General features: G+C 57.4%; 10 protein-coding genes. 7 read left to right on the plus strand and 3 right to left on the minus strand.

The window, feature by feature from the left end; genetic code table 11:
• Positions 1-416 precede the first annotated feature (416 nt).
• From V3C20_RS12555 to V3C20_RS12575, 5 genes are all read left to right on the plus strand, one after another.
• Positions 417-1,202 carry a LamG-like jellyroll fold domain-containing protein gene (locus tag V3C20_RS12555; protein ID WP_130082623.1) on the plus strand — a complete coding sequence of 262 codons (786 nt, stop codon included), beginning with the start codon at positions 417-419 and terminating at the stop codon, positions 1,200-1,202.
• Between the two features lie 93 nt (positions 1,203-1,295).
• A complete protein-coding gene (locus tag V3C20_RS12560) occupies positions 1,296-4,658 on the plus strand; it encodes a PEP-CTERM sorting domain-containing protein (protein ID WP_130082622.1) in 3,363 nt (1,120 codons plus the stop codon).
• A gap of 21 nt (positions 4,659-4,679) precedes the next feature.
• A complete protein-coding gene (locus tag V3C20_RS12565) occupies positions 4,680-6,122 on the plus strand; it encodes a glycosyl hydrolase family 18 protein (RefSeq protein WP_130082621.1) in 1,443 nt (480 codons plus the stop codon).
• 145 nt (positions 6,123-6,267) lie between these two features.
• Positions 6,268-7,185, plus strand: a complete 918-nt coding sequence (locus tag V3C20_RS12570; protein ID WP_130082620.1) for a dihydrodipicolinate synthase family protein — start codon at positions 6,268-6,270, stop codon at positions 7,183-7,185.
• 13 nt (positions 7,186-7,198) lie between these two features.
• The gene (locus tag V3C20_RS12575) at positions 7,199-8,380 is read left to right on the plus strand and encodes an AGE family epimerase/isomerase (RefSeq protein ID WP_130082619.1); all 1,182 of its coding nucleotides are present in this window, start codon (positions 7,199-7,201) and stop codon (positions 8,378-8,380) included.
• A gap of 157 nt (positions 8,381-8,537) precedes the next feature.
• Here the strand turns inward: V3C20_RS12575 and V3C20_RS12580 are convergent, their stop codons facing one another.
• The gene (locus tag V3C20_RS12580) at positions 8,538-9,140 is read right to left on the minus strand and encodes a 4-amino-4-deoxychorismate lyase (protein WP_149873729.1); all 603 of its coding nucleotides are present in this window, start codon (positions 9,138-9,140) and stop codon (positions 8,538-8,540) included.
• A complete protein-coding gene (locus tag V3C20_RS12585) occupies positions 9,130-10,146 on the minus strand; it encodes an aminodeoxychorismate synthase component I (protein WP_130082617.1) in 1,017 nt (338 codons plus the stop codon). Before V3C20_RS12585 ends, V3C20_RS12580 begins: the two co-directional genes overlap by 11 nt.
• A 30-nt stretch (positions 10,147-10,176) precedes the next feature.
• Between V3C20_RS12585 and V3C20_RS12590 the strand changes: the two genes are divergently transcribed.
• The gene (locus tag V3C20_RS12590) at positions 10,177-10,770 is read left to right on the plus strand and encodes an aminodeoxychorismate/anthranilate synthase component II (RefSeq protein ID WP_130082616.1); all 594 of its coding nucleotides are present in this window, start codon (positions 10,177-10,179) and stop codon (positions 10,768-10,770) included.
• A gap of 136 nt (positions 10,771-10,906) precedes the next feature.
• The gene (locus V3C20_RS12595; RefSeq protein ID WP_130082615.1) at positions 10,907-12,043 is read left to right on the plus strand and encodes an NADH:flavin oxidoreductase; all 1,137 of its coding nucleotides are present in this window, start codon (positions 10,907-10,909) and stop codon (positions 12,041-12,043) included.
• A 684-nt stretch (positions 12,044-12,727) separates the two neighbouring features.
• Here the strand turns inward: V3C20_RS12595 and V3C20_RS12600 are convergent.
• Entirely contained in the window at positions 12,728-13,465 is a 738-nt protein-coding gene (locus V3C20_RS12600; RefSeq protein WP_130082614.1) for a TIGR02206 family membrane protein, read from the minus strand.
• Between the last annotated feature and the right edge of the window lie 3 nt (positions 13,466-13,468).

The following is a 13,468-nucleotide window of genomic DNA, read 5'->3' on the forward strand; positions in this document are numbered from 1 at the left end:
CGTCATCCAGGCGGAGCAGTCCTTTTATTTTCAATATTTTTCAGACTGCACCGGATTTATAATCCGAAAGTCAAGCCACATTTTTAACATAAAACAGGTTGCGTTTAAAAGCTCTCTTGATGAACAAAAGCTGTATTCCCGGGGACAGAAGCATTTCGGATCGCGTAAACAAAAGATTCCAAAAGTGCTTTACATGAGGATTTCTTCTTTCTTTTTTGTCATCCAGAGTTTTGAACATGATGGAATAGACTCACTGTCATAAGTTTATTTTCCGTTTCAAAGCAAGGTGAATTTGTTGATTCCCCGGAATATGAAATTTCTATTCGACGGGAAAAGCATGATTCCTCCCATTGAAAAATATTCCGGATTATAAATCCGAATATCTTTTTGTTTGGTTTTAACAATCTGAATTAAAAATGAAAAAATCCTTATTTATTGCAGCCACTCTGCTTTATTCCGGGCTGGACGTACAGGCCGCCACTCTTAAATATTATTATGATTTCAACAAACTCAACGGCAACCTGTCTTCCCTGAACGACAACAATCTGGCGGGAGAAACGGCAGGCGCCGCCGTATTCAGCGGCGGTGGCTGGATCAATTATGCGGACGGTTATGAAGGAAAGGGATACGACAGCCGTTCGGACGGTGGCCAGCTTACATTGGGGTCCGCCGACAACGGCCTGGGCCTGAATACGGAGGATGGATTCAGCCTTTCCATTGCCGTCAAGGACTTCTCCCCCGGCCATTCCCAATCCACCGCTCTTTGGAAAGGGCTGCTGACCTTCACTTCCGGAAGCGGGCAAACCATGTATCTTCAAAAGGACTCCGGAGACGCCTCCAGCGCCGGAGAATGGGCCGCCTATTGCGGCGGCAACGTGGGCAATTGGGCCAACATGACCATCTCCAGGGATTCCTTCTCCAATATCATCATTACCTTCCAGGCTGGAGAGCTGAACATTTATCTGGATGGACAGCGCAGGATCAGCGCTTCCGGCGTCAATTTCACCGGGGATGCCCAATCTCTGAAACTGGCTTCCACGGCCGATACTATCATGGATGACCTCCAGTTGTATTCCGGCGTCTTGAATCACGATGAAATTGCGGCCCTGGCCGCCAATCCAGCCCTCCCCGTACCGGAACCAGCAACGGCCGCCTTAGGCATGCTGGGATTGGCTGCCCTGAGCTGCCGCCGCAGAGCCTGAATACCGGCCCCACATGGCAATTATTTTTTTTACGGGAAAACAGGTTTGTTTTCCCGTTTTGTTTGTCTGACAACATCCTCTTATACATTTTTCATGAAAATTATCTCGCTTCTGTTCGGAATCTTCGCCGGCTGCATTTCTGTTCCCTTTGCCTGTGCCGCCGACTATACTTGGAACGGCGGCAACGCTTCCTGGACGGACTCCGGAGCGTGGCTGCTGGACGGCAGCTCCGCGGATTGGATTAACGGCAACACCGCCCTGTTCCGAACCGGCTCCACCCTTACCGTGGGCAGCGGCATCAGCGCCTCCGGCCTCCTTTACGAGGGAGCGGCCGTCACGCTGAACGGAGGTTCCCTGACTCTGGCCGGGAGCGCTTCCGGCAGCAACGGAGGTTCCGCCACCCTCTCCGGAACGGCGCTGACCCTGAACTCCACCAATCAGGAAGATGGGTGGACTGTCCGGGATACCAGCCTGAGCGGTTCCTCCACGCTCACCAAAACGGGAAACGGAACGGTTGCCTTATCCGGAACGCATACGGCGAACGGAGCCTGGAACATCAATGAAGGAACCCTCGTATTTACAGGTACACGGGATATTACGGGGGGGGGGCAGATCAACATTGCCTCCGGCGCGGTTCTGGATGCCAGCGGAGGACGCCTGTTCCATGCCGCCAACTACGCATCCAATTGGGAGCAGCCTACCATCACCTTGAACGGCGGAACACTTAAGCTGAACCAGTTCGGTTATAATTCCGCCTCACTGGGATGTTTGCAGAATAATTTTTACGCCCTTAAATTCTCCTCCGGCACCACCAGCCGCGTCGTTATCTCCCAGGGCTACGAGTCCGGAGGCACGGGCAGCCGGGGTATTTACATTGCCGGCTGGGGCACCACCGCCGTGATTGAACTGGGAGCCAACCAGACATTTACCTGGAGTTCTTCCAACGGACAGAATTTTGATTCCATCGTCTGCGAGTCCGGCGCGGGAAGTGCCCTGCAATTGGACGTCGGGGAAAATTCCGTGTTCAATTTCGACCAGAAGTTCGCCAACAAGAACACGGCCAACGAATACGGGGCCCCGACCACCTCCAATTTTTCCGGGTTGAGTCTGATTAAATCCGGCAGCGGGGAACTGGTTATCAAACGGGCCAATACGATTTCCTCCGGCCGCGTGGTACGGGTGGATGCAGGCAAACTGACGCTTGACGTGGACAACGCCTTCGGCACGGGCTCCGGCCTGGGCGGCGTGAACATCGCCTCTGGAGCCCTGCTTTCCATGAACGGGCACACGCTGAACAATACCATTGAGGTGGTTTCCGGAGCCACGCTGGACATGGGGGGCAGTTCCTACGCCAGCCTAGTCAACTGGCATGAAGGGGGCATTCTCCTGAATACGGAGAACAACAAGGGCACGCTCAACATCATGACCCACACGGAACTGGAATTGGGAGCCAAGTCCTGGGCCGGGAGCGTGGTCACGGACACGGATACCGTCTTTACGCTGACCACGAACCAGAATCTGGGCGCACTGGGAGCCGCCGTCAACTGCTGGATAGGAGGCAGGGGAAACAACAACACGCGTCAAAGCATTTCCTTCACGGGAGGACACGGCATCAACATTGACAATTACGGGGCCAAATGGGCGGTCATTCTTTCGGAAAACGTCACCTTCCAGAATACCGGTGATCTGACTTTCTCCAACAATGCGGCGGATATGACGAATACGGACGCCCTTTACGGAGCAGGCGCCATTGCGGCCAATGACACGGTTACGTTCAGTGGCACGGGAGCCCTTACGTTCAGCGGCAATAGCGTCCGGGGAGATTCCGCCGCATCCGGAGGGGCCATTTATGCTTCCGGGGGAGCTCTGTTCACCAATACCGGCGCTATCAGCTTTGCGGGCAACACCGCCATGACGCACGGAGGCGCCATCCATGCGGGAGGCACCACGGGCAGCCTGGCATTTTCCAATATTGCGGAAGATATTTCCTTCTCCGGCAATACGGCGGGAGAAAACGGAGGCGCCATCAACAACGATTTTGAGACCGTGGAATGGTCCGGCGTCGGCAACGTTTCCTTCACTTCCAACAACGCGGAGACGGGCGCCGGAGGCGCGATCTGGACCGGCATGGACATGACGGTGGATACGGCCGTCTCCTTCACCGTAACGGACAACCAGGCAGGGGACGGAGGTGGAGGCGGAATTTACGCAGACGGCAGCGTTTCCTTCTCCAGCGTGGACAGCATCATCTTCTCAGGTAACCATGCCTCCACCTACGGAGGGGCCATTTCCGCCTATAACGCCATCACCGTTTCCGATTCCGGAAAGGTCACCTTTTCCGGCAATACCGCCGGCTATGACGGGGGAGCCCTGGATGCCTGCAACGTCACCATTTCCGGAAATACGGATACGGTCCTGTTCGAGAACAATAGCGCGGAGGACAACGGAGGAGCCGTCAACCTGCAAAACGGCGGTACCCTGACACTGGCGGCGGACCATGCGGACATCGTTTTCCGCGGCAATACGGCCCAGAATGGAAGCGTACGCAATGCGATTCACTTTAACGACAGCGCCACAGCCTCCTTCAATGCCGGAGCCGGGCACCGGATTCTTTTTGAAGACGGCATCAGCTCACTGGAAGATTCCGTTGTAGAAATCAATGTGAACGAAGAAGCGGGGGCCGAAGGCGATGTTTCCATGTCCGGAGTGGACAGCCAGTCCGGCATCAAGGCCAATACCACGGTACACGGAGGCACATTCTCCGTCATCAACGGGGCTTCCTACGGCTACCAGTCTTCCGACTGGATCGCGGAAGATTCGCGCACTTCCTTCACGGTCAACGGCGGAACGCTTCACATAGGCGAACAATCCTCCTTGAATGCGGCGGACGTGAGCTTTGCGGACGGCACGCGGTTTTCCATCACGGGAACCGGCAGCCTGAACGCGGACACGCTGACCCTGGGCAACGACGTTTCCATCATCGGCGCGGGGACAGGCAGCTTCTCCATTACCGCCGCCGCCATTGATATGTCCAACGGCATCACGATTGACCTTTCACAGGGTGCACAGGTAGGACTCGTCCTGCATGCGGATATGCTGACCCTGGGAGGCAGCCTGGCTCTTGATGACAACGCTGTGGATTACACCGCCCGCCCATGGCAGACCGACCAGTCCTGGCTGGTCATGGATTCGGACGGCGTCACACGGACAGACGGTGAATTTTCCGGGGCTCTTTCCGGCCTCTCCAACTCCTCCACGGTCACGGTAGGCGATCTGGGGCTGGAAGGCTATGACCCCTCACTGGAACTGGGCCGCTGGGAGCTGCGCTGGGATGAAAACCACGCCCTGTACCTGGACTGGATTTCCACCGGACTCAGCGTCCCGGAACCTTCAACCGCCATCCTGCTTCTTCTGGCGGCCGGGAGCATGCTTGCCAGAAGAAAGCGTTTCCATTAAAAACATTTACTTCCTTCCACCATGAACAGCATCATTAAACCGACATTGTGCGCCCTGGCCCTGGGCGTTTGCGGCGCGGCCCCTCTTTGCGCGGCGTCAGCCACGGCCTCCTGCGAGCAGACACACTCCGTCCTGTACGCGGGGGGCGTCAGCCAGGCCATCATGAAAATCAAGATAACCGCCCCGGAAACCAGCCAGATATTGAAAGGCATGACCTTTTCCATGGCGGGAACCACCTCCGTTGCCGACATTGCCAAGGCGCAGATATTCGCATCCGGAACCACTCCGTACTTTTCCCCGAATTCGGGCCAGGCCAACCGCCGCGCCGTCCCCATCCTCAACACCATTTCCAAGGGCGCGAAAACCCTCCAGTTTGAAGGAAGCCATCCCCTCTCCCCCGGAGACAACTATTTCTGGCTGTGCGTGGACCTTATCCCCAGGGCGCGCGGCCTGAACAAGGTGGACGCCGCCTGTACCGGAGTCGCCCTGCTGGAAGACTCCAACATCGCCGTTTCCAATCCCTCCCCGGAAGGCTGCGCCCAGGTTTACCCCTACCAGTTCCGGGTGGTTCCCTACTACCGCCACACCAACCTGATGCAATGGAACCGCGACCAATTGAATGCCCAGCACTTCAAGTCCTTCACGGACCTTATTTACTTTAATGTGGGCTGTGACACTGACGGGAACCTGACTGGACAGAACAACGAACAATTCCTGAACGGACTGGACAAGCTCAAGAACCTGCGCGGCACTGGGGGCAGCAAGATCATTCTGGGTGTAGCCCACTGCGATGCGGGCATGACGGCCATAACGGCCGATCCGGAAAAACGGATCAAATTCGCCCGTCAGCTGGTTTCCTTTGCCAAGGAAAAGGGCTTTGACGGCATTGACATCGATTGGGAATATCCCGACAACGATACCCAATGGTATTATTTCTCCCTGTTCCTGGGGGAAGTCCGTTCCGCCATGGGTGCCAACGGCATGTCCCTGAGTTCCGCCATCAATCCGTATTACCTGGCGCCTACCTCGGAAATGATGGACCTGCTGGACTTCGTCAACGTCATGAGCTATGACCGTGCCGGCCAGCATTCCACCTATCCGGACATGGTGACGGACGTGAACACCATGCGGAATAAAAACGTGCCGGACTGCAAAATCGTGATGGGACTGCCGTTTTACACGAATGAAACGCGCTCCAACCGCAACTGGGACGCCCAGAAAGGCTATTCCACCGTCATCCAGCTCTATCCCAACATAGCGCCCGGAACAGATACCTGCATCATCGACGGGCAGCAGCACTACTTCAACGGCATCACCACGATCAAGAAAAAATGCCAATACGTAAAAAACCAGAAGCTGGGCGGCGTGATGATCTGGTGTTATGACGGCGATCTGCTGCTGACGCACGTCAAATCCCTGGCCAAGGCCATGTTCGGCGTCATCAAGCAACAGGCTGTCCGCTAACCGTTAAAGGCGTATTTTCTCCAAACGGGCGTTTTTTTCGGGGAAACGCCCGTTTTTTCATGTGGTCTTTTTTGTGGTCTGTAAATTCCGGGATTGTCATCATAAACATGCTCTGGCATCATCCGCTTGAACCTTTTCATACTACATGAATACCTCACTGAAACTTCACGGCCTGGTGGCCGCCGTACATACACCGTTCAAGGCAGATGGTTCTTTGAACGCTTCCAGTGTAGACGCCCAGGCCAAACTGCTTGCCTCCCAGGGCATCAAGCTCGCTTTCATTACCGGCAGCACCGGTGAGTCCTCCTCCATGCAGCTTGCGGAACGCAAGGAAATCTATTCCGCATGGAAGGAAGCCTCCGCCAAGCATGGTGTTCAGGTGATCGCCCATACCGGGTCCAACAGCGTCTGGGACGCCAGGGAACTGGCCGCTTTCGCCCAGGAATGCGGATTTGTAGCCACCAGCTCCCTGGCCCCCTCCTACTACAAACCCGCCACGGTTCAGCGCCTGGTGGAATGCTGCGCCTTTGCCGCTTCCGGCGCTCCGGACCTGCCTTATTACTATTATGATATTCCCGTGCTGACGGGCGTACGCTTCAATCCGGTCGATTTCATCAAGCTGGCCAAGGAGCAGATTCCGAATTTTGCAGGCATCAAATTCACCAATCCGGACCTGGCCCTGTACCAGACCACCCTGAATTACGACGAAAACGTGGATATTCCATGGGGAGTGGACGAATGGTTCACGGGGGCCCTGTCCGTCGGCGCCAAGGGAGCGGTAGGCAGTTCCTTCAACTTTGCTCCGGCCCTGTACCAAAACCTGATCAAGGCTTTTGAAAAGGGAGACATGGAAACGGCAAAGGACTGCCAGTGGAAGTCCGTGCAAATGATCAACATCCTGGCCTCCAAGGGCTATATGGGATGCGCCAAGGCCCTGATGGGCTGGCTGGGCGTGGACCTGGGTCCGGCGCGGCTGCCGCAAGGCAATCCGACCGCGGACCAGCTCAAGGAACTCCGCTCCGAGCTGGAAGCCATCGGCTTCTTCCAGTGGGCCATGAACTGAACTGCCTTTTCTTATGGCTGCAACGCTTGACATGCCCGCACTGGGCGCATTCTACCGCCGCCAGCTTTTGGAAGACGTGCTTCCCTTCTGGTTCCCCCGCGCCTGCGACGAGAAGAACGGCGGCCTTTACCACTGCTTTGACGCGGACGGTGCCCTGGTAGACACGGACAAGTCCGTCTGGGCCCAGGGCCGCATGGCCTGGATGCTGCTGACCATGTACAACAGCGTGGAGAAAAATCCGGACTGGCTCAAGTGGGCGGAAAGCGCCCTGACCTTCCTGTCCACCAAATGCGTGGACCCTTCCGACGGCCGCATGTACTTCCATGTGGCGGCGGACGGTACTCCCATCCGCAAGCGCCGCTACGCGTACAGCGAATCCTTTGCCGCCATCGCCTTTGCGGCCCATGCGAAAGCCGTGGACAGCGAGGAATCCGCCAAAGCGGCCCGGCACTGGTTCGACATTTTCACGGACATGTGTTTCACTCCCGGCAAAATGGCTCCAAAATTCACCGGGAACCGCCCCACGACCGGGCTGGGAACGCGCATGATTACGTTGGCCACCGCCCAGGAAATGCGCAAATACCTGGGCGACGAGGACGGATTCTACACCGGGTGGATCGACCGCTGCATCCACGACCTGCGCACCCTGTTCATGAAGCCGGACATCAAGGCCGTGATGGAAGTGGTGGGAACGGACGGCTCCATCATTGACCACTTCGACGAGCGTACATTGAACCCCGGCCATACCATCGAGGGAGGCTGGTTCGTTCTGGAGGAAGCCCGCTACCGCGGCCATGATCCGGAATTGATCAAAGTGGGCTGCGACATGATCGACTGGGCCTTTGAACGAGGCTGGGACCGGGAAAACGGCGGCCTGCTCTACTACACGGACGTGTACGGCAAGCCCGTTCAGGAATACTGGCACAACATGAAGTTCTGGTGGCCGCACGACGAAGCGCTCATCGCCATGACGCTCGCCTACAAGCTTACCGGAGAAGAGCGCTACGCCATCCGGCACAACATGGTGCACAACTGGGCTTTCTCCCATTTCCAGGACGTGCAGCACGGCGACTGGTTCGGCTATCTGAACAAGGACGGCTCCAAGGCAAACACCCTTAAGGGCAGTCTCTGGAAGTCCTTCTTCCACCATCCCCGCGCCATGTGGTGCTGCGCTCACTACTGCGGCGCCATTTGACGGAAAAATAAAAGTTCCCCCTATTCAAACGGCTGTCCTGTTATCCCAGGACAGCCGTTTTTATCCGGAAAAGGCCGTCCTCCGGCAGGGATTGTTCCGGCTTCATGCCGCCCGTCCCCTGACCGGGAACGGCGTTTTCAACAATGACAAGGATCGCTCAGGGAAGAAGAATGTCTTCCGTACGCACCACCACATCGCCGGGGTCCAGCATGGCGTTGACCAAAGAACAAAAGTGGAACTTTTTCACGTCCTCCGCTTTCAGGGGGCGGCATTCCATCCTCCCCCGTTCCAGCAGGAACGCGCGCTTGGTGCCCGGCAGCAGGAAGGTCTCCGGAGCCACCCAGTGGGAGCCGTTCCCGAATGCGACGTTGCTGTAGCGGGTATCCGTCACCAAGCCGTTCCGGAGAATGAGGGCTTCCTCATCCCCGCCCAATCCCGCACCCACGGCCTCCAGTGCCGTCCTGTCCTCCCACTTGCAGGAGTAATCCAGGTGCGGAGCTTCCACACACACCAGTTTTTTCACCCTGCGGGGGCGGTAGGGTGCAAATACGGGGGCTTTCACCCGTCCCTGAGTGTCGTAGGTAATGTGGCATTTATAGATGCCGCTGCCGGGGCCTGGACAGGAAGCCAGCACGGCCTCCAAATCCGGCACGGGCGCGCCTGCCACGCCGTACAGGCTCATCGCCCTCTCCACCCTTGCCTGATGCCAGGGAAGCAGGCGGGGCGCTCCGTCCGCCCACTTCACGGTTTCAAAGATCAAACGGCACATAGACTTTGGCAATTGCTTCCCGGTATTCATCTTCCATCCGGCTCATCACGGTGATGCCCCCTCCGCTTTTATAGACAAGGTTCGCCCCGTCCTCCTCCATGAAGCGGATGGCTACGGCGGAGTCCAGGTCCCTTCCGTTGAAAAAGCCGAATATTCCCGTATAAAATCCGCGCTCCATGTCTTCCGCCTCCGCAATGGCGCGGCAGGTGGCTTCCTTCGGCGCGCCCGTCACGCTTCCGGCGGGGAGCAACGCCATTATGATCTCCCCCAGGCGGGAAGGCCAGTTTTCCGGCAAAACGCCGCCGATTTCGGAACTGCATTGCAGAATCGTCCCTCCACGCGTTTCCACGGGGCTGATATAGCGGTAGCGTTTCACCTGCACCCGGGAAGCCACCATGGAAAGGTCGTTCCGCATCAGGTCCACAATGGTGGCGGATTCACGATTTTCCTTTTCATCCTCCTCCAGCCAGCGCCGGGCTTCCAGAGTGGCGGCATCTGCCGTTCCCTTCATGGGAAACGTGGAGATTTCCCGCCCCCGCACCCTCACAAACGGTTCTGGGGAAAAGCAGGAGCAGGCGCGGCCATGCACTCCGGCAGCGGAGGCGTCCGGCCCCAGAAACATCCTGTACGGAGCCTGGGCGAACCGGAACAGGTGGGAAAGCGTCAAATTCGTCTTCACCGGAGTGGCCACGCACAGGTTGAGCAAATAAGAATCGCCGCGCAGCAGGTGGGCACGCACGGAAGAGAAAGCCGAAACATACCAGTCCACGGGACAGGGAACGGGCTCAAACCGGATTTGCTCCGGGAGGGGAGGGCTGTTTCCCCATGCTCCATATTCCCCCAGCGGAAGGGAAAAAGCCGCAGAGCGGCCGTGCCCCGCACCTTCCTTTTCAAACAGGAGATTGTGCTCCAAATCATAGGAAATCACGAAAAAAAAGGGAGTGCCGGACCGGCCCAGAACATTCATGCGGCGGATGGTTTCTTCCCGTGTGTACATTGGCGGGATTTACTTTATCATGTGCGCGTCATGAGTCAACCGAACGTCTGGATCATCGATCACCGGGATTCCTTCACCTGGAACCTCGCGGAACTGGCCGCAACTACAGGCATGGCCGTTCCGCGCGTAGTTCCCAATGATTTTCCCGGCCTGGAAGAAGCGGTGCGGAAGGGGGAAAAAGTCATCCTCTCCCCCGGTCCGGGCGTGGTACACGATTTCTGCCACCGGGCTACCTTCCGCCTGCTGCGCCGCCTGCCGCCGGATATTCCGGTGCTGGGGGTCTGCCTGGGACATCAGATCCTAGGCGTCTGCTTCGGAGCCGCTCTGGAACAACTCCCCAGCCCGCTCCACGGAGCGCGGGCGCAGATACGCCGCTCCGGCCCGTCTCCCCTTTTTGCCGGGCTTCCGGAGGAGTTCCCCGCGGGCCTGTACCATTCCTGGCGCCTGTCACGGGAGTCCTGGCCGGATGAGCTGATTGTCACGGCGGAGGACGGCCGGGGCCATATCCAGGCCATCCGGCACCGGACCCGCCCCCTGTACGGCATCCAGTTTCATCCGGAATCCATCCTGACTCCGTCCGGAAGCCTCATGCTGCGCAATTTTCTGGCGCTTTCTCAGAAATAAAGGAGGGAAGGCAGCGTACACGGGAATTCCCCCATGCCCGGAACGGGGATGAACAGGAGCGCGCCGGGAGTTGTCTCATTCCTGTACATGTCCGGCGCACTCTGCAGTCCGGCCCATCCACCACAGCCTCCATTTCATGAATACACAGGATGAACTCAAGATCAGGGACATGGAAATTCTGTTCCAGCCCTTCCATTCACGCAAGCTTGATACCCCCACGCGCATCGTCCTGCCGGCCATGACCCGGGGATTTTCCCCCGGCGGCGTGCCCACGGACGAGGTGGCCGCCTACTACCAGCGCCGGGCCAAACATGAAGTGGGCCTCATCATCACGGAAGGTACGTTTATTGACGAGCCGAGCGCCTCCCCTTCCTCCAACTATCCCAATTTTTTCGGCGGCGCGCCGCTCCGGGGCTGGAAAAAAGTGCTGGAAGCCGTCCACACGACGGATTGCAAGATAGCCCCACAGCTCTGGCACGTGGGCATGGCGCGGCCATTCAAGGGAGAGAACCTTCCCAACCCGGAACTTCCGCCCATCGGGCCTTCCGGCATTGACGTGAATACGCTCCAGCAGACGACGGACCCCATGAGCGCCGCCAAGATAGAAGAGGTGATAGATGCCTTTGCCCGTGCGGCCGCGGACGCCAAAAGACTGGGATTCGACGGTGTGGAGATTCACGGAGCCCACGGCTACCTGATCGACCAGTTTTTCTGGAAGGAAACCAACAAAAGAACGGACGAGTACGGAGGAGACCTGGTAGGGCGCACCCGCTTTGCCAGCCGTATCATCCATGCCGTCCGCAAGGCGGTAGGCAGCCAGTTCCCCATTATTTTCCGCTTCTCCCAATGGAAAACCGGGCATTACGACGCCAAGCTGGCGCGCACGCCCGTGGAACTGGAAGATTTCCTGACGCCCCTGACGGAAGCGGGCGTGGACATCTTCGACTGTTCCACCCGCCGGTTCTGGGAACCGGAGTTTGAAGGCTCCCGCCTTAATCTGGCAGGCTGGACCAAGAAGCTTACGGGCAAGCCGGCCATTTCCGTCGGCTCTGTGGGGCTTAACCGGGAATTCACGAATGTTTTCGACGGCGGCCCGGAGGCGGAAGCCGCCAGCATCGACCCTCTTGTGGAACGGATGCAGGCAGGCGAGTTCGACCTCATTGCCGTGGGGCGCGCCCTGCTGGCGGATGCGGAGTGGGCGCAGAAAGTCCACCATTCACGGGAAAAGGAAATCCGCCAGTTCACAAAGGAGGCCCTCCAGTCCCTGAGCTGAAAAACGGTTCCTCCAGAAAAAACACGGGGCGGCATGCGTCAGGAATATTCCCCCGATAACTTCATGAGCCCAGACCGCCGGCAGCAACGGATATCAAGAGCCGGATACAGGCGCTTTACGTACCCCTGCCATTGCAAGCCATCTGACGATGTAGACGCCGAGAAACCGCTTGGACGCCCCGTCACTGCCATCAAGAGCGGTTGATACCCGCGCAGCCTCCCGTTTCCACGGTAGTAAAACACCGGTAGTTTTCCCTTGCGAGCATCGAGACGGCATTTACGGATATGCAGTTTTCTGAAATGATGATGTATTTCCAAGAAGGGAGCACTGGTCCCTGGGATTTTCCAAGCAGGAAGACGTCACCTCCATCTCCGAAGAAGAAAGTATGATATTTACGCGGAATGGTGCAGGAGTAGTCAAAAAAACCGGTAGTTTTTATATTCACTGAAGGGGTACATTATTTTTCCGCTGTCGGTACGGCGTTTCAAATCCAGGATTTCACGGATATTTCAGGGCAATGGACGCGCCTTCATTTCTTGAAAAACCAGATGCGTTCCGTCTTTGGAAATCATTTCAAACGGGCTGTTCCCATTCAGAACGAGAGATTTTCAAAAGATGCGACGGAATTTCTTCCCTAGCAAATCCTCATTAGCTCCCGCATACCGGTACGCAAGAAAATTCACACTATTGTCCAGGATTTTTTTCAATGGCAGCCGTCCCTTCCCTGCCCCCCTTTTTCCGGGGCCGCACGGTCAGATACAGCAGCCTCAGCACAGCCAGAGCCGGGATCTGAAGCGTCAGCAAATACCAGGGCGCAGGACCGAAGTATTCCAGAATGCTTCCCTCCGGAGCGTACCGGGTAAATCCGTAGTTCGTTCCCAGCCAAATGTTCACGGGAATGATCAGGAGAAGATAGGCGTCGCACAGAAGCAGGGTTTTTATGTCGTCCCACGGGCGGGAGCGCCATCCCAGCACCAGCGGGAGATAAAGGGCGGAAACAAGCAGAAGACCGTGCCCCACAAAGAAAGCGAAAAAGGCGGCGGAAGGAAAACCTTCATACAGCATGGGGGTGATCAGCCCCTGGATGCTGGCCGTCAACACTCCGAAATAGGCTGCGGCACATGCCCAGGGCCTGCGGTACCAAAGGGCAATGAAGCATACCAGCGTCATCAGACTGCAAAAATGCAGGGGAAGCCTGTCCTGCCACGGCTCCCAGTGCTCCCGGACGATACGCCCGAACGTTTCCGCCAGAAAAGTCAGCAGAAAGACGGCCCCCAACACCTTGCCCACCAGTATCCGCTTTTCCATCCGGAGACGGCGGCCGCCCCACAGCAGGACTGCAGCGGCCAGCGCCACCGCCCCGAGCGCCGCCCAGTGGGCCAGGCTCCAGCGGATGAACAAGGGCGAAACGTCGTCATTCATAAA

It is taken from the genome of Akkermansia sp. RCC_12PD (assembly GCF_036417355.1).
GTDB lineage: Bacteria > Verrucomicrobiota > Verrucomicrobiia > Verrucomicrobiales > Akkermansiaceae > Akkermansia.